General features: G+C 28.3%; 15 protein-coding genes. 14 read left to right on the top strand and 1 reads right to left on the bottom strand.

What is annotated here, in order from left to right; all coding sequences use genetic code 11:
* Positions 1-2 precede the first annotated feature (2 nt).
* The 8 genes from CLCHR_RS02620 (at position 3) to CLCHR_RS02585 (ending at position 13,931) form a co-directional block, all read left to right on the top strand.
* Complete coding sequence (locus tag CLCHR_RS02620; RefSeq protein ID WP_079438127.1) at positions 3-2,129, top strand: phage/plasmid primase, P4 family; 2,127 nt, start codon at positions 3-5, stop codon at positions 2,127-2,129.
* A 108-nt stretch (positions 2,130-2,237) separates the two neighbouring features.
* Positions 2,238-2,534 carry a hypothetical protein gene (locus CLCHR_RS02615; protein WP_079438126.1) on the top strand — a complete coding sequence of 99 codons (297 nt, stop codon included), beginning with the start codon at positions 2,238-2,240 and terminating at the stop codon, positions 2,532-2,534.
* A gap of 421 nt (positions 2,535-2,955) precedes the next feature.
* On the top strand, positions 2,956-3,600 hold the full coding sequence (locus CLCHR_RS02610) for a recombinase family protein (RefSeq protein ID WP_079438125.1): 645 nt from the start codon (positions 2,956-2,958) through the stop codon (positions 3,598-3,600).
* Positions 3,601-3,642: 42 nt separating this feature from the next.
* Positions 3,643-3,828 carry an HNH endonuclease gene (locus CLCHR_RS02605; protein WP_079438124.1) on the top strand — a complete coding sequence of 62 codons (186 nt, stop codon included), beginning with the start codon at positions 3,643-3,645 and terminating at the stop codon, positions 3,826-3,828.
* Positions 3,829-4,034: 206 nt separating this feature from the next.
* The gene (locus tag CLCHR_RS02600; RefSeq protein ID WP_242965982.1) at positions 4,035-4,466 is read left to right on the top strand and encodes a GNAT family N-acetyltransferase; all 432 of its coding nucleotides are present in this window, start codon (positions 4,035-4,037) and stop codon (positions 4,464-4,466) included.
* A 685-nt stretch (positions 4,467-5,151) separates the two neighbouring features.
* On the top strand, positions 5,152-11,619 hold the full coding sequence (locus tag CLCHR_RS02595) for a metallophosphoesterase (RefSeq protein WP_169896744.1): 6,468 nt from the start codon (positions 5,152-5,154) through the stop codon (positions 11,617-11,619).
* Positions 11,620-12,314: 695 nt separating this feature from the next.
* Complete coding sequence (locus tag CLCHR_RS02590) at positions 12,315-13,400, top strand: DGQHR domain-containing protein (protein ID WP_169896742.1); 1,086 nt, start codon at positions 12,315-12,317, stop codon at positions 13,398-13,400.
* A gap of 12 nt (positions 13,401-13,412) precedes the next feature.
* Positions 13,413-13,931, top strand: coding sequence for an HNH endonuclease (locus CLCHR_RS02585; protein ID WP_079438121.1), 519 nt, complete (start codon positions 13,413-13,415; stop codon positions 13,929-13,931).
* Between the two features lie 1,330 nt (positions 13,932-15,261).
* Here CLCHR_RS02585 and CLCHR_RS02580 read toward each other — a convergent pair.
* Complete coding sequence (locus CLCHR_RS02580; RefSeq protein ID WP_079438120.1) at positions 15,262-16,083, bottom strand: NUMOD3 domain-containing DNA-binding protein; 822 nt, start codon at positions 16,081-16,083, stop codon at positions 15,262-15,264.
* A gap of 966 nt (positions 16,084-17,049) precedes the next feature.
* Between CLCHR_RS02580 and CLCHR_RS02575 the strand changes: the two genes are divergently transcribed.
* From CLCHR_RS02575 to CLCHR_RS02550, 6 genes are all read left to right on the top strand, one after another.
* Positions 17,050-17,205: a zinc-ribbon domain-containing protein gene (locus CLCHR_RS02575; protein ID WP_008425645.1), complete on the top strand. Its 156-nt coding sequence runs from the start codon at positions 17,050-17,052 to the stop codon at positions 17,203-17,205.
* A 953-nt stretch (positions 17,206-18,158) separates the two neighbouring features.
* On the top strand, positions 18,159-18,359 hold the full coding sequence (locus CLCHR_RS02570) for a type II toxin -antitoxin system TacA 1-like antitoxin (RefSeq protein ID WP_079438119.1): 201 nt from the start codon (positions 18,159-18,161) through the stop codon (positions 18,357-18,359).
* 230 nt (positions 18,360-18,589) lie between these two features.
* Complete coding sequence (locus tag CLCHR_RS02565) at positions 18,590-19,483, top strand: ParM/StbA family protein (protein ID WP_079438118.1); 894 nt, start codon at positions 18,590-18,592, stop codon at positions 19,481-19,483.
* Entirely contained in the window at positions 19,476-19,751 is a 276-nt protein-coding gene (locus CLCHR_RS02560; RefSeq protein WP_079438117.1) for a hypothetical protein, read from the top strand. Before CLCHR_RS02565 ends, CLCHR_RS02560 begins: the two co-directional genes overlap by 8 nt.
* A gap of 262 nt (positions 19,752-20,013) precedes the next feature.
* Positions 20,014-21,717 carry a hydroxylamine reductase gene (gene hcp, locus CLCHR_RS02555; RefSeq protein WP_079438116.1) on the top strand — a complete coding sequence of 568 codons (1,704 nt, stop codon included), beginning with the start codon at positions 20,014-20,016 and terminating at the stop codon, positions 21,715-21,717.
* A 319-nt stretch (positions 21,718-22,036) separates the two neighbouring features.
* The gene (locus tag CLCHR_RS02550) at positions 22,037-22,510 is read left to right on the top strand and encodes a hypothetical protein (protein WP_079438115.1); all 474 of its coding nucleotides are present in this window, start codon (positions 22,037-22,039) and stop codon (positions 22,508-22,510) included.
* The last annotated feature ends 58 nt before the right edge of the window (positions 22,511-22,568 follow it).

The following is a 22,568-nucleotide window of genomic DNA, read 5'->3' as shown; positions in this document are numbered from 1 at the left end:
GTTTGAATAAGGAACAAAAGAAAATAATAATTAGAAAAGATCTATTTCCAATAACACCGCTAATTAACTATTCAAAGAAACCAATATTTCGGTGGAGCAAAGATGAATATTTGATAAGAAATACTGATGAATTAGAAAATATTTCAAAGGTATATAAAAGAGAAGTGGATGGAGAAATACGAGGTGGAGAAGTTAGTGGATTTTCACTTGTAACTGGCGAGAAAAGTGGAATTATTGTTATAGATATAGATAAAAATCATGGAGATAGTTCGGTTGATGGTTTCAAAAGTTTTACTGATTTTATAAGCGACTTATCAGATAATGATAAGGAGATAATTTCAGATACATTCTCTGTGCAAACTCCAAGGGGAGGAAAGCATTTATACTTCAAATATAAAAAGGGCTTGAAAAGTAAAGCTAGTTATATAGATGGTGTTGATATTAGAACTGATGGAGGATTAATTGTATTACCTTGTAGCAAGGTTAAGATCGATAATATAATATCTGGATATAAAGTATGTAATAATAATGAAATTTTAAATATGCCTCAAGCATTATTTGATAAGTTTATGGAATTAGACAAGCCAGTTAAAAATAGAACAGCTAAAGTAATAACTTTAACAACCAGTGATATGTATAAAGAGGGTGCTAGAAACCAAGAACTATTCAAAGAAGTTATTAGTATAGTAAGTAAATCAAGTATAAGGGATATTTCAACAATAGAATCAATAGCTAAAGGATTAAATTTATATAAATGTGATCCACCTTTAGACGATAAAGAAGTTGAAAACATTGTTGGAAGTATATCACTAAGACTACATCCTGCCTACTGTAATGAAAAGAGTAATGTAATTAATTATTTATTAGCTCAACATATAATTCAAGAACAACCATGTTATCAAAGAGGAAATCTATTGTTCATGTATGATAATGAAAAAGGTTTTTATAAATCTATGGAATTTAGAGAGGTTCAAAAGATGTATTTCAAATATGCAGTGAATGATGAAGACAAGACTCCTATAAAAGCAAAAAACTTTGCTGACTCTATAATGTTAATTAGTGAAGATGCGAAAGAAGTACATGATGAAAAGAATTATATTAATTGTTTAAATGGGGTAATAGATATAGAAAACTGCAAATTATTAAGTCATAGTCCCAAGTATAAGCTAGAAGTTCAATTTCAAGGCAATTATATCGAAGATTGGGAGGAGTCATTTGATAAGTCTAGGTTTAAGGTATATTTAGAAAGTACTTTAGATCCGGAGAGCGCATTAACACTTCAGGAATCATGGGGGTTAATGCTTTCTCCACATACCAGAGAAGTGCAAAATTGTTTTATATACAAAGGGGAAGGGGCAAATGGAAAGAGTGTTGCATTTGATATACAAGAGGCTTTAATAGGCAGTAATACACATATATGTAGTATTGGACTTGGTGATTTTGGTGGTGATTTTGTAATATCATCAGCGGAAGGAAAACATGTTAATATAGTACGAGATGATGAGTTAAGTGGTAAAACAGTTAACAAGTTTTTTAAGTCTATGGTATGTGGCGAACCTGTAGCAGTTAATAGAAAAAATAAAGATATAATAAGATTAAGCTTTAATACAACCATGTTCTTTGGATTAAATAGGATGCCTGGGGCGAGTGATAAATCAACTGGATTTTTTCGGAGACCAGTAATAATACCTTTCAATAATTCATTCGGATCAGAAGAAGAAGTTAAGAATGGAATTAGGGATAAGGTTAGAGATCCAGAATTAGCACAAAGAATTATTGAAGATGAACTTGATATAGTTTTGATGTGGTCTTTAGAAGGATTAAAAAGAGTAAAAAATAATAAATGGAAAGTTACAGTGAGTGGGTTAGCAGATAGAGAATTAGAGGAGTATAGGCAAGAAGCAGATAGTTCTTATAGATTTTATAGGGAAAAACTTAAAAATGCGCCTAATAGCGGGATAAGATTATCTAAATCAGATGTTTATAGAGCATATGATAAATGGTGCATATTAAATAACTTATCTCCAATGAATGTAAATAACTTTGGAAGGCAGTTCTCAAGTTTTGGAGTAAAATCTAAAGTTAGCAATAGTGTGAGGTATTGGGTGGATGTTGAGTTCAAGAATTAGAGAATATAATAAAAAAAGCATTCACAAAGGAACGCTATATTTCGCAATATTAGTATAGACTGTGAATGTATGAGTTGTCAAGAAATAAAGAAAGAGGAGATAAATTAGATGAATAGAAAAGAATTTAATAATAAAAATGAAATACAAGAGTTTGGAGATAAATTAAAGGAAGCTGATGAATTATTAACAAGAGTAAGTGTAATATACAGTAGAAATTTTAATAAATCAAGTAAAGAAGGATTGAAATTAAAAAAAATACATCAAGAATTGACTAAATTAAGGAGTAAAATAGATGATAATATATTAGAGTATCTTTCTGATGATTTAAAAGTTATATATAATACCAATGATAAGTTAAATAATATCATGTTTAATACTAAACTAAATGCAGAATCTATTATGTGATTACATAATTTTAAAGATAAATAATACTATATAAATTAATAAAATTCCCTTAGAAGTTAATTCTTTTGGGAATTTTTTGATTTATTTAAATTAAATATTGCACGATTTATAAGATCAGTTTCAAGTACGAAGCTTGAACACACTAAAACTTCTTCATGAGAAGGAATATCTACAAATGAGCTTCGTAATCATTAAGTAAAAACTTTCATAATGGTATACTCAAAAATTAATATTTAGGATAATAAAAATATGTCTATTAATCATATGATTTGATAGACATAAAAAGAAAAAGAAAAAAGGTACTAAACGATATATAAATGGATGTAATTTGTCTGGAAAAGTGTCTATTATATTTGCATATGATTTTATAGACAGATATAATAATATCATAAGATAAGTTGATTGAGAGGAATTTATAATTATGATATTTGGATATATGAGAATAAGTACACAAAAGGAAAAGCAAACAACAGATCGTCAAAGAATAACTTTAGATCAATATGCAGCAGCTAATAATTTCAATTTTGATGAAATACTAGAGGAAAGAATTTCTGGAAATGTTCAGGCAGAGCGTAGGCCAGTATATAATGAGTTAAAAGCTAGAATAAGGAAAGGTGATATATTAATTATTACGGATATTGATAGACTAGGGAGAAATGCTGATGATGTAATAATGGAATTTAAGAAATTAAAGGCTGATGGGATTAGAGTTATTGCATTAGATACACCATACCTTAATGAATGGGAAAAGATCCAAGATTCTAGTATGTATAACATGATAGCTGATATATTTATAACTCTAAAAGCTCATATAGCTCAACAAGAAAGAGAAAAGACAGTTGCACGTATAAATCAAGGCTTACAAGTTGCAAAGGCTAAGGGGAAAGTGTTAGGAAGGCCAAAGGCTGAATTGCCAAGTAATTTTATTAAAGAATATGATAAATTTAAAAAAGGTGAATATGGAAATGTGAGTGCAAGTGGATTTGCTAAAATGTTAGGAATAGGCAGAAGTACATTGTATAAATATATTAAGTTATATGAGGACAAAGAGAGAGGGGATTCTTAAATGTGAGGATGATGTATTTGTAGAGAATGAAGAAGATATGGTATGAGTGTTGCAGCTAATAACGTACATCATGTTATACCTTTGGATCAAAGGCCAGATTTTAAATTTAGTAGTGATAACTTAATATCATTATGCGGCAACTGTCACGATAAGATGCATGATCGTATAAATAACAAACTAACAAAGTTAGGGGTAGAATGGGTTAAAAGAATGAACAGGATCAAATAATATTATTTTTATTTATGATCCTGAAAAGTTTTTAACCTATTCTCACTACCTTTGTTATTTTATTTATTGAACAACTTGTAGATTTAACGTAGCAAACTATAAAATATTCTTTGAAAATCGAATAATGTAATATTTGTGAAATATGTATAGTAGTAAATTAATATAAAGTAAGGAATAATTACTCTTTTTATGAAAGGATTATCTAAATGAGTGATATGTTAGTTAAATTATATAATTTGAATAGCAACGAAAAAGAATTAAATGATTTGTTAAAACAATGTGTTAGAATAAAAAGAGCATTGGCTCCTGATAGAAGAAAAGTATTAGAATTTGTCAAAGAGAATTTTGAAGAGGGATATCTAGATGAATGCACAGCCGCTTTATCTAATAATTCAATAACTTGCTATATTGCTACCAAAAACAAAACGATTATTGGTTTTGCTTGCTTTGAAGCTACTGCTAAAAACTATTTTGGCCCAACAGGAGTACAGAACAGTGAGAGGCGTAAGGGAATAGGAAAGGCATTGTTAAATAAATGCTTAATGTCAATGTGGGAAATGGGGTATGGCTATGCAATTATTGGATGGCCTGTAAAGAGTGCTATTGGTTTCTATGAAAAACTGTTCAAGCACAACTGATAGATGATTCATCATCTGGAATTTATAAGAGAATGATTGAATTTGATGAATAGGATTAATAGATAAATTTATATTCTCTTTTAATCTTTAGCAAATTAAAAATATCGTATTATTCAGAAAAATAAATGAATATGCGATTTTTTTTATGCAATATTCTAAAATTTTGTGAATCACAATCCCCCCACTTTGAGATGAAAATAAATATTAGTAAAGAACCGAGGGAGATAACATTTTCCAATAGAGCGTATTACCAAAAAAGTTTTTTAGAGGTACGTAGTGTAATTAATGAGATATATCAACTTAGAATTAAGAGAGGTTGAAATGTAATATCGATGATACAGAATTTTATGTAGTGTAGTTCAGCATTAGCATAAAACCAACGACAATCAAAATCTTAGATTATGGAGTTAATTAATACACCTTATATTTTTCGAGGCATTAAAAGTCAAGCATATTCTTAATTATTTTTATACTTATTGTGATAAATTATGTATTTTATAGAAAAAAGGAGGATATTAATACATATTGTAGAAATTTATATATATTATAGGGAATATTATATCTGATAATAACTAGTACTATTATTTAGCAATTTATTTTGAGCATGGAGTTTTTAATTAAAAAGCTCGATTATTATCTTAATAGATTGAATAAATTTATAATTATATTGAAAGGACTAAATAATATGGAATTAAGATGGTTACATTTATCTGATTTGCATTTCAAATCTAATGATTATGAGTCAAAACATTTAAGAAAGAGATTATTAAAATATTTAGAGAAAAAAAAAATAGAGTGTGACTTTGTTGCAATTACTGGAGATATATTCTATGGATATAACTATGATAAAGATTATTTAAGTGAAATGTCAGAATTCGTTATGAGTTTAATACAGAAAGTTAATGTTAAGTCGCATAATTTGTTCATAGTGCCGGGAAATCATGATCTTGATAGAGATGATTATGATAGGAAAATGCTTATCAAAGCTATAAAAAGTGAGAAAAAACAATATATTGCAATGAACAATATACCTGATAATAATATTCAAAAATTATTAGGAAATCATAAATATTTTTATGAATTTTTGGAGGTTATTAACAATGAAGGTTGTTCGCATTCTAATGAAGCCCACTATATGGTTGAGAGAGAAAAGTTTAATATTTTGAATTTAAACACTTGCTTATCATATACAGAAGAGTATCAAGATGATTTGTTAATATGTCAGTCAAGATTACCAGAAGAGATAGATAAGTGGGAAGAAAATTCTAAGATTAATATTGCATTAGGTCACCATGTTATTAATATGATGGAAAAAACTCAAAGAGAAAAATTAACCCATACTTTTTCAGAAAGTGGTATTGATATTTATTTATGTGGACACGTGCATGAACCTGATTTCGATAAATTATATGATGAAAATGATATCAATGTTTTTGTTTCAGGAAGTAATTTTATAGATGACTACTCAATTCCAAGCTTTATTCTTAATAGAATTGATTTAACAAACTATAAAGGATATGCAGAATTAAATGTTTGGGACAAACGAGAAGATTTTTGGAAAATAGCTCATACAAGAAAGTATAATAATGGTATAAGAGAATACTCAATAAAAAGGTTAAAAAAAAAATTTGAGTCTATAATTTCAGAGTCAAAAGAGGAATCTGCTGCTACGAGTGATATAATTCCTTATAATATTAAACAAACTGAGAGAGATCAACAATCTATTCCAATGTATAATGATAGAATTACAGAAGTAAATGGAAAAAGAGTAGATTTTGAAATGAATACAATGACTAAAATAATAAAAAATATATATTGGAATAGCATTGATGTAGTAAAAAAAGATGAGTTTGTTGATTTAGATACAAATAATGAACTCTTTTTAAAATATAGTGGACTTTTTAAGAAAGCTACATTTAATATACTAAAAAGCAGCGACCAATTTAACGAAATAGAAGTAAATTTAAGGCAAATCTTAATATTAGGTAATAGGATTATAAAGTTGTTAAAAGAAGATTCAAATTATGACTTAAGCTTAGATGTAATGGATAGTTTAGAAAATTTAATTAAAAGCCAAAAAACAGAGTCAACTGAAGAAGATATTATTAGAGAATTTATTGGATTCATATCAAAATGGATTAGGTATTTAAGTGAAGTATTGTGTTTAAGTGAAGTTGATAGTTCTATTAATGAAAGAGCTACTAGCTTATTTTTATTAAAGAATACAGATGATAGGGATAAAGGTAGTAGAATAGATGAAGTGGAAAAAAGCTGCTTTGTAACTATAAGTAATATAAACATGTATGAAAACAGTAATATTATATCCGAGAAAGATTACTATAAAATTATTTCAAAAGGACTTACCACTGTATTGTATAGCATATACAGAAATAGGAATATGATTATTGAAAAAACTAAAAACCTTATTGTAAATAATATTGAAGATAATGAAATTCGAATACTCTTAAATATGATAACCGATGAACAAAGAAAATACTTAAAGACTTTCAAAGGAAGAGAGAATTATATAAGTGAAATATATGATCAAATTGTAAGTAATAAGTTTATAGCGTTACACGGAAAAGAGCAGTCTGGTAAGAGTAGTTTATTATCTAAGATTGCTGAAAGAATGTCTATGAAAACAGAAGGGATAGGTAGGTATTCAGGAGAAATTACTAATGTTGCACCTTGGATAACGTCGGTATTATACCATTCTGGAAAACAATCAAATGATATATCAGAAATGATGAAATCTATTGTTTCTCAAGCAAATGCTAGATTAATTGATAAAATACATAGTGAAAGAATTAATTCAATAAATTACATTTCATGTAAAAGAATTATTCAGGAAATTTTGAGCAAGCTTGTATCCGAATGCGGCAATGCAATAATTATATTAGATGGCATTGATAATTTAGTAAGAAATATTGATGATTTTAACTTTTTACCTGAAGATATTCCGCAGAATGCATCTATAATTATATCTTTAAGATCAGATCCAGATAATATTAAGTGGTTAAAAGGACATCGCGATGTAAAATTAATAGAGTTAAAAGATATACCTAGAGATGAAATACCATTATTAACAAATGTTTTAGATGAAGATAATAATGGTGAAGGAAAAAGTTTTAATGATAATGTATGGAATAGGTTTTCAAACAAACCAGGCAAAATAGTTGAAATCAGTAATGATACTAAATTAAAAGATGGTAAGTTTTCACTAGTGAGGCTTGATACTGATGAAAATGAATTATTCTTAGAAGCATGCGAGAAGTGGTCAGATTTTGAACAAGAAGTTAAAAGCATTTCTCAAGAGATACTGATATTATTATCTTTATTTGAGCCAGTATGTTCATTAGATATTGAGTTAATACAATCATATTTCAAAAATAAAAACATTAACCATAAGTTACCTTTTTATAGAAAGGTATTTATTAAGGTTAGAAGTCAAGTTGAAGGGATTGATTCGTATAGAGTTAAATTAGCGAGTAGGGCTTTTAGTGAATATGTAGTAAATTTTTATTTCAGCAGAGTGGACATTGAAGAATATATAGATAGTATTTTTAAATGGTTTTCAAATGACAAAAGTATTTCAACAAAGATTATTTGTCAATTTATGCAATATTGGAGAGATTCAAAGAGATTGAGTAGAGAATTTTTTCAAAATAAAATAGACAATTTTTTAGATGAATTAAAAATTAAGAATGAAAGTAAATTCTTATTTAATATTTCAAACATTATTTTTAGTGATGGCTTAAAAATGGAAGATATAGCTACTAAGTGCCTAGATTTATGTTTATTATTAGACGATAAATCAATAAAGATAAAATATGCGTTAAGACTTATTGAAGGAAATGGAATCAAAACAAATGTTGAGAAAGGAGAATCTATTCTAAAAGAATTAGTGTCTAATGATGATCCAAAAGCACTGTTTATTTTAGGTAGAAGGTTAGTATTAGAGAAAAGTATAAATGCCAATAAATTTGAAGGAAAAAGTTATTTGATTAAATCTGCTGAATTAGGATATATAAAGGCGAAGGTTTTTATTGGTGGTATTTTATTAGATGGAGATGTAATTGGAAAAGATTATGATATGGCATTCAGATATTTAGAGGATGCTGTAAGGAATGATGATATCTGGGCTAAAACGATTCTTGGGGACGCATTAATATATGGTTATTCGGGAAAGCAAGATAGAGCGCTTGGAGAAAAACTATTAAGAGAAGCTTGTAACTTAGGAAATGAAAAGGCAAAAGAAATACTAGCAAATAGATTAATTAATGGATATGGATTGAAGCAAAATTTAATAGAGGGAGAAAAGCTTTTAAGAGAGCTAGTGGATGAAGGATCAAAAGATGCGCTTATAAATTTAGCAATTAGGCTTCTGGATGGAGAAGGAATAGAACAGAATTTAGATGAAGGTATAAAACTATTAAACATGGCTTATGATCAAGGGAGTAATGATGCTAAGCGATTACTAGCAAATAGACTATTAGATGGAAGAGGTATTGAAAGAGATATAGTAAGAGGAGAAAGGTTATTAAGAGAATTAGTAGATAACAATGATAAGGAAGCAAAACTCAATTTAGCGAATAGATTGATTGATGGTTCATCAATACAAAAGAATCAACCAGAAGGTGAAAGCCTTTTAAAAGAACTAGTAGATAATAATTATACGAGAGCGAAAAATGATTATTCAAATAGATTAATAGATGGTGATGGAATTCTAAGAAATCTAATATTAGGAGAGAAAATCTTAAGAGATGTTGCTGAATCAGGAAACGTGCTGGCAAATATTATCCTTGCAACAAGACTAGTATATGGAGATGGACTTTCAAAAAATATAAATGAAGGAATATGTCTGCTTAAAAATTTATCTGAAGAAGGCATAGTTAAGGCTCAGATGGAGTTAGGTACGTTTATAGTTGAAGGAAAATATAATGAAACATATGATGGTGAAGGTGAAGAATTGTTACGAAAGGCCGCTTCAAGTGGTAATTTTGAGGCGAACCTACGATTAGCAAAAAAGTTATTAGGTAATGGGAAAATAAGAAAAAATATTAATGAGTCGGAACGAATATTAATGGAATTAACCCAAAAAGGGTATGCCGAAGCAGGAATTTTTCTTGGGAATGAACTTCTTAGTGGATATAGATTAAGAAAAGATAAAGAGCATGGGGAATATCTATTAAGAAAATTTGCTGATAGTGGTTATGTACTAGCTAAATATCATTTAGGATTAAGGCTCATAGAGGGAGCTGGTCTAAAGAGAGATATTAAAGACGGCGAAATGTTGCTTAGAGAGGCTATGGGCAGGGGATTTGTAGAAGCAAAATATTCACTTGGGGAAAAGCTTTTAGATGGTGAATGCCTCTGCAACAATGCTAATGAAGGAAGAAAACTGTTATATGAGGCTATGAATTCAGGCTTAATTGATGCAAAATTAAGTATAGCATTAAGGTTATTAGATGGAGACGGACTTGACAAGGATAAAGAAAATGGAGAAATGCTTCTAAAAGAAGTTGTTGATGAGGGGAATGAAGGAGCTAGAATTATTTTAGCTAATAGATTAATACGTGGAGTAGGTGTAGATAGAGATCAACGCAATGGAATTAAAATATTGCGAGATATGATAAATCAAGGGAATAAAAGAGCTAAATATATACTTGCTATTACATTGCTAGAAGGTGATGGCGTACCAGTAGATAAAAGGGAAGGAGAGCTTCTCTTGAGAGAATTAGCTAATGATGATTATACTAAGGCAAAAATTGAACTTGCAAATCGCTTAATTGATGGCGATCATGTTGAAAAAAATATTGACGAAGCAATAAAGATTTTTGAAGAGTTAGTTGATGAGAATAACAAAGAAGGAAAATGTGAATATGCTAAAAAATTAATTGATGAATACGGTGAAGTAAAAGATATAAACAAAGGTATAGGGATAATAAAGGAATTAGTTGTAGAGGGCTACTCAGAAGCGAAACTTATTTTAGCTAATGAGTTACTGGAAGGTAATGATATTTTGCATGATGAAGATGAAGGTGAAAGACTTTTGCGAGAAATTGCAGAAGAAAATTATAAGCCAGCAAAATTAGAGCTTGGAAAGAGACTTATACGTGGAGACAGATTAAATTATGACTTTGAGGAGGGAGAGAAGATTCTAAGAGAATTAATAAAGGAAGGAAACATTATGGCAGCTAATAACTTAAGCCAAGCTTTACTTTATGATTTGAATGGAAACAGAAATATTGAGGATGCATTAAGAATTTTGGATGAAGTAATAAAGCAAGAAAATACTGGTTCTAATAGTAAGAGCAAAAAAATTGAGTACGCACGATTACATGAAATATTGAGTGAATACTATTTTCTAAAATCAGATAATAGAAGCAAAATGAATGGACTGAAGCATCTCAAAGCAGCCGCACGAGTGGAACACCCTCAAGCTATATATGAGTTAGGGCTTAGATATATAGAGGGAAATGGGGTAAAGAGATCTGTAAGTAAGGGGCAAAAAAAATTCACAAAAGCACTGAATATTGGTTGTGCTGAGGCTAAATATGAGATTGGTAGAAGACTGAAATATGGAATAAAATATAATAGGGATGAGAAACTTGGTGATGAATATATTAATGAAGTTATTAGCAATTCGAATGGTGATAAACTAAGAAATATAGCATTTGAGTATTACAAAAGGAAAGAGTTTGAAACTGCTACTTTTTTATTTGATAAGGCATTCGAAAAGGGATCAGTTGTTGCTGGTAATGATCTAACATATATGTTAAGAAGAAAAGAAGTAAAAGGAATAATTAGAGTAAATGATATCGGAATCTTACTAAAAGAGGGGCTTCGATTGAAACAAAGAGTAAATATAATTAACTACGCACTTTGTTATGCGTGTGGTTGTCAAAAACAAGAGGATTGGCATAAAGCGGATGAAATTATGGCTAGTATTGATAAAATTAATACTGTGGTCTCATGGTGGTATGAACTTGCATTAAATGGTGATACCGAAGGAGATTTGATTATTGGATGGCTATCTAGACATAGGTTGATTAAAGATCCTAACAATTTATCAGTCAAGCAAAGGATGGATATTGCAAGAAGATCTGGATGGAGAATCCCTGAGTGGATGGATGAGATAATATATATGTAAATTATGTATTCGTAGCATTGAGGTATTCGCCTGCGAAGTGGGTACATTTTATTATGTCTATATCAGCAACCTTAAAAGACAATAAAATGAAAAATATATACTAAATTTAGGTATGTGTATAATAATAATTCTAATATAAAAATATTACAACGTTTTTTATATTGCATAAAAAGGTAATGAGTAAAATAAATAGTATTTAAATAAAAGGGATATGGCAGTATAAGAGTATTTGATGGTAATATGAAATTGTATAAGTGTAATTACCACATTTCCAGAAGTCGAGGGTTCATTTAATATAAAAAAATTTTAAATTTTAATGTGTTGGAGATAACCAAGGGGATATAAACATCCTTTTGGTTATTATTTTTTTATTTAGTTTTGTATATATTGTAGATACAAGCAATACAATTCTGTTTAGTATTAGTCTTAATAAGGTAATTGTGGTATTAATACAATATGAATAACATAAAAAAGAATATTAAATTATATCCATTTATCATAGATAAATAACTTGTAAGTAGTTGTGGTATAAGTGCCATACAAAAGAATAAAAATATAATGCTTGAACTAGTAAAGTATTTCTATGAATGTATTATTATATTAAATCTATAAAACATATAATTATAAAAAGACAGTTATATACATAATGTTATCTGTATGTGAAAGGGATGGGGGAGTTGAAGAAGATAAGGTTAATGCAAGTAAAACAAAAAGGTAAAATTTTTTATACAATGGTATGCAATCCACGGGATATTATTAAGTTAGTTGATGTACCGGCTCCTAAAACAGGACAAAAGGCCCAAAGACCTTGGTTGGAGAAAAAAGTAAAGGAAATAGCTGAATATGTTTCAGGTAGAGCAAGGATTTCAGAAGATAAGGGTCAAGAAGTAAAGGCTAAAGGAATAATTCCTAACGCTCCAATACTAAATATAAAATATCCAATGGGAGTAGTAAATGAAGCGACAGAGAATTTTTTATTGTTTCCAGAATCTTATGAAGAATTTCAGAAATATTATGGATGTATAGATATAATAGATGGGCAACATAGATTAATATCTTTTATGGAGAAATATAGGGATATAGATTTTAAAGATGATGAAGTATATGATATGTCATTTAATATATTTATAAATTTAACAATAAATGAAATAAGAGAATTATTTATGATAACTAATGACAAACAAGAGAAGATGGAACAAAATGTGTTGAGAGAAATGAAGAAATCTTTAAATTTGCTGAGTTCGAGGGAAGATAAATTATATGATTTGGTAATAAGCCTAAATGAAGAAACTATCTCTCCATTAAAGGATAAGGTCATAATTGGGGGGAAGAAGGTTAGTAATGGTTTTAAGCTAACTCAAGTTTCTAAAATATTTGATAAATCTAAAAGTTATGAATTAATATCAAAACAAGACGAGAGTACACAAATACAGTTAATAAGTAACTATTTAAAAGGATGGCAAAATGTTTATAATAGCGCATTTACTGATAGTAAACATACACTAGGAAAAATAACTGGGTTGAAGTATATGATGTACATTTTTCCTTATGTTTGTGAAATTCTTAGAGATCTTAAAAAGCCCTTAAATGAAAAGAATGTAGAAGATATAATAAGAAAGTTATATAGTATAACTAACGGGGAATCTGTATTTCAAGATGATAAAATTAAGCTATCATTTAGAAGTGAGAGCGGTACTATAATATTGGCAAAAAACAATGGAAATCTTCTAAAAGATGAATGTATTAAAGAAAATAGTATATTTGATCCATTGAGTATATAGCAGGGAAGCAATATGAACTTAGATAAATTATTAATTAATAATGATATAAAAGAAGATAGTGTTAAAGAAATAGTGTTAAATATGATTCTATTATCTATTTTTGAAGAGATATACAACCATCTAGAAAGAGAAAGCAATAAGGAAATATTAAAGAACAAATTAAGAAGAGGTGATACAAATGTTATACTTAGAGAATTAATAGAAAACATTATAACTATGAAATTACAGGATTGTGATTATGAATATATATCTTCATTAATAATTGCATATTTAAGAAAAAATGATATAAGAAAAAAATTAAATGATGAAGAAAAAAGAGCTTTGTTATTAGAGCAAGAATATAAATGTGAAATGTGTCATTGTAGAATTAATATAGTAAATTCTTGTATAGATCACATTGTACCGTTTAAAATGGTTGGAGATGAATTAAAAGATAATTATCAACTGCTTTGTGAACAATGCAATTTAAATAAAAGTTCAAGTTTAAACTATTATTTAAAAACAATAGTAAAGCGATTTGTACGAAAATAGATTAAAATAAAAGAGATATGTTATAACTAATATTACTTGAAATTGTACTATTTTATTTTCAAAAGCAAAAAATAATAAAAAATTATAAAATACTCAAAAGTGTATAGATTATGATTTATAAAGGTTTTATAAGATATGAAATTATATTGCTGAATCTTATAAGACAATCGATATTTTACCCGATGGGAGTACTATAAAAAAATAAGTTGATTTAATAAAAAATATACATTAATAATATGAAGGTATTCATCTACAGGGTGAATACCTTTTTAAATTTTAGTAGACAAATGTAGATGGTTTTTAAAAATAACTTTTGTCTACAACAAACCACTGATAATACTAAGTTTAAGTATCAGAAGACAAGTAGACAAATACATTTAATATTTAATTTATATTAATAAATATGCTCAATAAAAAAAGAGAGGTAAAATAATTTTACCCCTCATAGAATAATATAAAACAATATTGTTAAAAATAAATTAAAACAAGAATGACATTATAACACGGATTGAGTTATATTGAAGATTAAATAATTAGAACTCGCTTGTTCCTGGAGTTCTCGGTATAAAAATTTAATAAATATAATAATATATGTGAAGTTCAATATTAATACAGAATACAATAGTAGAAATATCAACTTAACGACCAAGCGTCTGCTATAATCCATAATCTAAGTATTAATTTTTCATTAAACTAAGTTTGATTAATGATATATAATAAGGTTAAATTTTTTATTAACCAAGGTTAAGATTTTAGAATGAAAATCTAACCTATTAAGAACATTGATATTACTCGTTTTAAAGGATATTAGGTTAATGAGGTTAATATTTTTTTATAGTAATTGGTATTAAAAAATATATATTATATAAAATATAAGAGGGATAAGGTTGTACTACAACCGCTACTACAACCAATAGAATAAAATTAATAGAACAATGGCAATTTATTATAGACAATGAAGCGAGTAAACAAGCGGGATTAAGACTATATTAATATATAAGTAGACTGGATGGCATTGAATCCAGAAGTCGTTGGTGTTGTTATTCTATGAATTTAAGTAATATAATTATTATAGGAATCGGGGATATTAGGAACAATTAAAAGCATATAGGGGCTGGATAAATCAATAATTATTTGATCCCCCCCCTATTTTTTTACCATTTTTGAATTTTGCTGACACCACAAGCCCATATTTTAAACGCAAATTTTTCCCGAAATGAATTTTTAGAAATAATTGTATAGGATATTTGTGTAAATTACAGAGTGCATAATATTCTTTAGTATAAAAGTACGATTATAATGACAAATTTTAGTTTTTACTTATTATATCCTATATGGTATTGATTAATATACCTTTTAAGTGTGCATATAAATTTAATGATCTTCCTTTTGGGATATATGGTGTATTTAAATTCCGCAATTTATAATATAAAGTCGTTGAGATTTTTAAATCGTTATATAAATCTTCTATGCATTGGTACTCTGTTACAATTCCATTTGGGAAGGTAACTTTTACTTTTATAGATGCTGGATTTTTGCCACCTTTAAATCTCCCTTTATTTGCAATACTAATTTTATTTTTGGTTTTAGAACTTAAAGTTTTACCCTTATTAGCAATAGCTATTTTTTCTCTAGTTTCAATGCTGAATCTTTTCCCCCTATTAAAACAACCTATTTTATATCTAGTTTCTTCAGTATGTTTTTTACCTAACATGCCTTTGGGGTGAAACTCATGACGTTTGTTATAGAATGGATTGTTTTCTCCTGTCATTGCTTTTGAATGCTCTATTCTCCACGTTTCAGTATGTTTTTTACCTAACATGCCTTTGGGGTGATCTTTATATATTATACCTCCATTTCCACCTAAATTCATATTGTATCCATATTTCTCATCTGCTAAATTAAGATTTTTAATTATTTCTATTTCTTTTATACATGCTTCTTCAAATGTGAGATCATCAAATAATACTTCATGCTTGAAATTATTAAATGAATATATACAAATTGCATTCCAAAAACGCCTACTTGAAAGTTTACCTTTATATGGCTTATATGCTATTCCATTATGACGCCATCTTCTTTGAATATTATTTGTAATCCCACAATATTTCTTATTATTTATCTTATTAGTGTGAATATATACGATATACATTTTTATGCCCTACCTAAATTAATATTAATAATCTTATTATTTACTAAAAATAGTTTTTACTTGTGTGTTTTTTTGGGAATTTCATTATACAGATCTTTTGTATGCTATTAGGGCATTGTGGTGTTGGATAATTGAAAAAAAGTATAATAAATAAGGGTTAGCTAGTTAAATTATTTAAGAGGTAGTTTAAATTAAAACTTAATTTAGTACAACAAAGTACATAGTTAGTACATACAGAAAGGTGATTAGTATATTGATATAACTTAGTTAGTACAGTTAGTACATATTATCTATTAAATTATAAAAATTTTATAGTAAAAAAAAATATTTTTTGATTGCAAGAGGGACACTAAGGGGACACATTGTAAATATCATACTAAAATTAAGTTGGATTTAGTATATATGAGTATGTATTTAAATGCAGTAAAATAGCAAGCTTTGAGTATATGGACGCAATTGAATAAAAGTGAATAAATATATGAGCGGTATCCCGCTGGGAGTACCATTATATATTAAAAGATGACTTAATCATTAGGGTTGAGTCATCTTTTTCATTTCTGTTTTGCGCCTATTAATGTTAATAATTGCATGTAACAATTAAACCTGATTTTATTGCTAGTTAGAATGTTCTAAATTATATAATCATATAATTTGCCAAAGCACTATACTTTAAGTAAAATATAGTGTATACTACAATAAATTTATGAATGTTTAAAGCACTATTTGTGATGTATTATATTGAGAGTTATCTTACAATCTTTTCTTATAATTTTTAACCATTCATAAATTAAGACCATTAAATAATAGCAATATAAATATTAGTGAAAATAAAGCTTGATATTTAAAATGAAAGCTGTTATAATAAGTTTTGTAATAAAAAAAGGTTTTTTAAAGACATATGCATTTCTCCTTTTAGAGAATTATATGAATCGATATTAATCTTTAATTTAGAAGGAGGAATTTAATATGCAAGATAAGACTTTAGTATGCAAAGATTGTGGAAATGAATTTGTTTTCACAACTGGAGAACAAGAATTCTACAAAGAAAAAGGATTCGATAACGAACCAGTAAGATGTCCAGATTGTAGAAGAGCTAGAAAGCAACAAAATAACAGAAGATAGTTTTGATTATTTTAAGAGTTATAAGAGTTTCTTATAACTCTTTTTTGATGTATAATCCAAAAGTATTAGAGTGTGTAAGAAATAGGTGATAAAAATGATAGAATATTTACTGCATTTTAGATCTTATAGGAAATACGTTTTTGCTATATAAATTTAATAATGTACGGGTTCTTAAGTGGTTAATCCCTAAAAGCTACTTTCCAAAGAAATAAAACTGATATTATACGATATTATCAATTTAATGAAACGGCATAAGAGAAAATAGAAAGGGTGTCAGATTACATTTTCTTGTATCTGACACCCAAATTATCGTGTTTTTAAATTTTATTTAGTATTATTCCGGCTGTTACTAAATTATCAAGAACAGTTTTAAAGTTCCCTTTATTATCGCCATATGACCTTGCTTGTTGTTGACGTAAGTACTGCAGTTGCAGATATAAACATACTTGCCATAAGAATTCCTGCAATAATTCTAATTTTGATACTTTTATTCTGTTAAATTGGAATTTTCAATTTGTTAAGTTGTATAGAATGTATAGATAATAAAAAATACAAAATAAAAAACTATTAACAGCATAAAAAGTATTTAGTAAATTTACATAAGGGACTGATGGTATAAATAACATATAAAGAGTTCACAGAAGAATATTAAAAAAAATTTTTGGTCTAAAATAATAATTTATAAATGATCAGACGTATAAACACCATAAAAAGTAATTCAAATAGAATATACGATTTAAATATTTTGGATTGAAATCTATAGGAAATAAACGAATTAGGAAGCTTAGAAGTGCTAGTAACTATTCCTAGTAATCAACAAGTTCGAAAGAAGTCGAAAGATTTCATTATATTTGTGTTAACATTTTACAAATTATGTAAGCAAAGTGTGATAATGTATACAATGTATAAATCGTTATTACATTATATACGTTATTTAGATTAGGAGGTATAGGATGAAGGATGCAACGATAATGCTTAGGGTTACAACAGAACAGAAATTGGCTATAAAAAGAATGGCACGAAAACAGGGAATGACTATTACAGAATTTATGCTATTTAATATGATGAAATCTATAAATAAATCAGAGATATTAGAACTGAAGGGGGATATAGGTTTAGACCTAGGGTTAGATTTTAAAAACATACAGGAATAATAGGAGTTTTTTTGTACACGATATTGTACAAGCAGTACAATATATACAATTGTGACAAATATTAATATTACTCTTATAAGGCAACAGTGGTATAAGTACCATAGGAGTGACGGATAAAAGAATAATAAAAACACATATTTGACTTGATAGATGATGTTTAAGGAAACAATTGTATAAACGCCATACAAAAATATTCTGATAGAATATAAAAGAAAAGGGAGGATAAAAAAATGAGAATTAGTGCAGATATAGGGTATAATACAACAAACTTTATCGGACACAGTATAGAAGGTTCTTTTTCGTCTACAGTAAAAGAAAAAGTTCATGAGTTAGAAACTGCTAAATATACTGTAGAGTATAATAATAAAACATATTTAATTGGTAATGATGATGGATTTACAAGTACAGATCACTCTAGAGATAAGGATGTAATTTTTCATATCTGTTTATATACAGCTATAGCAGCGACTATGACGTCTACAATAGATAATAATGTGAGGATTATAACCGGACTTCCTGCTCAGTTTTTTGCGGAGCAAAAGAGTTCTTTGATAAAGGCTCTTGAAAATAGGCGAGTATTTATGAAGCTTAACGGAGAGAATAGAAGTTTCACTATTACTAAAGTAGTTGTCTTTCCTCAGTCAGCCGGATTGTTTTTATATGATAAATCGTTGGTTGAGAGGGATACATTAGTAATAGATATAGGTGGTGGTACACTAGACATAGCATATATGAGCAATGGTCAGTTTAAGGAAGGAAGAACATACCCTTTAGGCGTAAATCCTACTTATGATATTCTCCTTCAAGAATTATCGAAGTATGGTGTGAATTATTCTAATCGCATGAAGGCGGAGCAGATAATTGCAGATAAAACTATATTTGTAGAAGGCAAAGAAGTGGATGTAAGTAAGGACATAGATAATGTATTGAGTCTTAGGGCGGGAGAAATAATAAATGCTATAAAGCAGGCATTTCCAGAGCAGTCAAAATACTCGAGATTTGTTTTTATAGGTGGAGGAGCTTTACTACTTAAAAACTATTTGGGTGAATATAGAGTTCTTGATGATGCTCAAATGATAAATGTTAAGACATATGACATAATAGGTAAGAGTAAAAATGTCTAAGAAAGTAAAAACTACAATTACGTTATCTCCACACATCAAAGACTTTGCATCCAAAGAAGCAAGTTCCCTAGGTTTAGATTTTTCTGCATATATAACTATATTAATAGCTGAAAAAATGAGAGGAAATATAATTACTCCATCTATAAAAAGTTCTACTGATGATACAGCTAGCAATATATCTGAGGAAATAGCGATAGATAAAAAGGAACATGTTGTAACAATAGATAGTGATCAAGAGAACGAAATAGATAGGTTATTACAATGGTAGAACAGGTGATTTATTTGCCTGTTCTTTTCTTTATACTATTTTTTGAAATTTGGTAACCATTGTTACAGATTTAAGCAGAGTATTTTAGTAATATATAACCGTGGCAAGGAGCTGACATAGAAAATAAAAAATTAATTCTAAGTTAGTAACGTATGTTACAGAGCAAAGAAAGAGAATGTAGTAAACTCTAAATTGTCGAAGATGAGAAATAATAAAGAGAAATTTTAAATATTATATAAAAGTAGAAATAGGGGGACATAATATGTCAATGTTTTGTTATCAATGTCAAGAAACTGCTGGGTGCAAGGGATGCACTAAAGTAGGGGTTTGTGGTAAAGATGAACACGTAGCAAAGGCTCAAGACTTATTAATATATGTAACTAAAGGATTAGCTATAGTAAGTAACGAAGGAAGAAAAGTTGGAGTTACTGACGCTAAAGTTGATAAATATATAACAGAAAATTTATTTACAACAATTACAAATGCAAACTTTGATAGAGATTCTATTTTAGATAGAGTAAAAGATACTTTGAAAATAAGAGAAGAATTAAAAGCTAAAGTCATTATCGCAGGTGGAGTTGTTGGAGAAGTAAAAGTAACTGGTGGTTTCTTCAAAAAAATCTTTGGTATGCAAACTACAGAGATGATAATGCCAGAAGCTGCTACTTGGACAGCTGACAATACAATAGAATTTGATGCAAAAGCTGAAAAAGTTGGAGTTCTTGCAACTGAAAATGAAGATATTAGAAGTTTAAGAGAGCTTATAACTTATGGATTAAAAGGATTATCTGCTTACATGAAGCATGCTATGAACTTAAAATATAACAACGAAGAAGTTCACGCATTTATGGCGAAAGCATTAGCTGCTACAATAGATGATTCTTTAACTGTTGATGACTATGTAGCTTTAGCATTAGAAGCAGGTAAATTTGGTGTAGATGGTATGGCATTACTTGATAAAGCGAATACTGAAAGTTATGGACATCCAGAAATAACAACAGTAGATATCGGAGTTAGAACTAATCCAGGAATATTAATTTCAGGACATGACTTAAGAGACTTAGAAATGTTACTAGAGCAAACAGAAGGAACTGGAGTAGATGTTTATACTCACGGAGAAATGCTTGCCGGACAATACTATCCAAAATTTAAAAAATATAGTCATTTTGCAGGAAACTATGGTAATGCATGGTGGAAACAAAAAGAAGAATTTGAAAGCTTCAATGGAGTAATCCTTATGACTACTAACTGTATAGTTATACCAAAGGATTCTTATAAGAACAGATTATTTACAACAGGTGCTACAGGAATGCCTGGATGTGCTCATATAGAAGCTAAGGCTGATGGGACAAAAGATTTCTCTAAAGTTATAGCAATGGCCAAGAAATGTAAAGCTCCTACAGAAATAGAAAAAGGACAAATAGTTGGTGGATTTGCTCATAACCAAGTTTTAGCTTTAGCAGATAAGGTGGTAGATGCAGTTAAATCTGGTGCTATAAAGAGATTCTTTGTAATGGCAGGTTGTGATGGAAGAGCTAAATCAAGAAACTACTACACAGAATTTGCAGAAAAATTACCAAAAGATACAGTTATCTTAACTGCAGGTTGTGCAAAATATAAATACAACAAATTAAACTTAGGTGATATTGGTGGAATCCCAAGAGTATTAGATGCAGGACAATGTAATGACTCATATTCATTAGTTGTAATAGCACTAAAGCTTCAAGAAGTATTCGGATTAAAGAGTGTAAATGAATTGCCTATATCATATAACATAGCTTGGTATGAACAAAAAGCTGTAATAGTATTATTATCATTATTACACTTAGGCGTTAAAAACATTCACTTAGGACCAACACTTCCAGCATTCCTTTCACCAAATGTTGCTAAAGTATTAGTAGATAACTTCGGAATTGGTGGAATTACTAATGTAGAAGATGATATGAAGATGTTTATGGAAGCTTAAGAAAGCGTTAATTCATAAAATTAAAGTCCAACAAAACCAATAATTTCGCACCCAATCTATATATTATATTTATATTATAAATCCTAACTGTGAAATCGCAGTTAGGGTTTCTTATTTTCCATAAAATTTTTTAAATAAAAATAAAGCTTAAGAACTAAGAAGTTATTGAATCATGTAGTGGCTATAAAATTATGTAATATCTCACAAAAATTAAAGATTTAAATACTGAGTATAATGGCTTGGACAAATAATAATACTTGATATTATCCATAAATACTTTAAAATATTTAGTATAAGGATAAGAGAAAGGGGTGGAAATATGGAGGTTGTTTTAGAACAATTTATTCCATCAGATAGACCAAAGAGACTTAGCAATATGTTTAGAAATTTATCAATAGTATTTGGGATAATTACAATAATGTTTGTTTTTGCATTACCTATAATTGCAATAGCATTAGCGATTGTGTCTATAGCATTTTTTGTGGGTAGTTATTTAATGTATATTGATTATGAATATGAGCTATTCAACGGTGATATCACTATAACAAGAGTTTATAATGCAAGCAGAAGAAAAATTGCCCAAAAAATTAATAAAGATGATGTTAGAAGAGTATATGCTACTGAGAGAAAAAATGCACTTAAAAAAGGTGTAGCAGCATATTATAACACCAATATAAGCGACCTAAATATATATACATTTGAGCTAAACAATAACAAAAGAGTTCAATTAGCGTTAAATGCAGAAATGGAGAAAATCGTTAAAATAATTTATGTTCAAAAAATGACATTTTAAATAAATATATAAAATACAAATACATGAAAGAGAATTTATTCCTTTAATTAAAAATGGG

The sequence above is a fragment of the Clostridium chromiireducens genome (assembly GCF_002029255.1).
GTDB classification, from domain to species: Bacteria; Bacillota; Clostridia; order Clostridiales; family Clostridiaceae; genus Clostridium; species Clostridium chromiireducens.
This window is presented reverse-complemented; position numbering and strand designations above follow the sequence as displayed.

Coding starts and splice junctions, on each gene's coding strand:
- CLCHR_RS02565 (WP_079438118.1), top strand. CDS start 18,590: ATGAGAATTAGTGCAGATATAGGGTATAATACAACAAACTTTATCGGA.
- CLCHR_RS02550 (WP_079438115.1), top strand. CDS start 22,037: ATGGAGGTTGTTTTAGAACAATTTATTCCATCAGATAGACCAAAGAGA.
- CLCHR_RS02615 (WP_079438126.1), top strand. CDS start 2,238: ATGAATAGAAAAGAATTTAATAATAAAAATGAAATACAAGAGTTTGGA.
- hcp (WP_079438116.1), top strand. CDS start 20,014: ATGTCAATGTTTTGTTATCAATGTCAAGAAACTGCTGGGTGCAAGGGA.
- CLCHR_RS02595 (WP_169896744.1), top strand. CDS start 5,152: ATGGAATTAAGATGGTTACATTTATCTGATTTGCATTTCAAATCTAAT.
- CLCHR_RS02560 (WP_079438117.1), top strand. CDS start 19,476: ATGTCTAAGAAAGTAAAAACTACAATTACGTTATCTCCACACATCAAA.
- CLCHR_RS02605 (WP_079438124.1), top strand. CDS start 3,643: ATGAGTGTTGCAGCTAATAACGTACATCATGTTATACCTTTGGATCAA.
- CLCHR_RS02585 (WP_079438121.1), top strand. CDS start 13,413: ATGAACTTAGATAAATTATTAATTAATAATGATATAAAAGAAGATAGT.
- CLCHR_RS02570 (WP_079438119.1), top strand. CDS start 18,159: ATGAAGGATGCAACGATAATGCTTAGGGTTACAACAGAACAGAAATTG.
- CLCHR_RS02580 (WP_079438120.1), bottom strand. CDS start 16,083: ATGTATATCGTATATATTCACACTAATAAGATAAATAATAAGAAATAT.
- CLCHR_RS02610 (WP_079438125.1), top strand. CDS start 2,956: ATGATATTTGGATATATGAGAATAAGTACACAAAAGGAAAAGCAAACA.
- CLCHR_RS02575 (WP_008425645.1), top strand. CDS start 17,050: ATGCAAGATAAGACTTTAGTATGCAAAGATTGTGGAAATGAATTTGTT.
- CLCHR_RS02600 (WP_242965982.1), top strand. CDS start 4,035: ATGAGTGATATGTTAGTTAAATTATATAATTTGAATAGCAACGAAAAA.
- CLCHR_RS02590 (WP_169896742.1), top strand. CDS start 12,315: ATGCAAGTAAAACAAAAAGGTAAAATTTTTTATACAATGGTATGCAAT.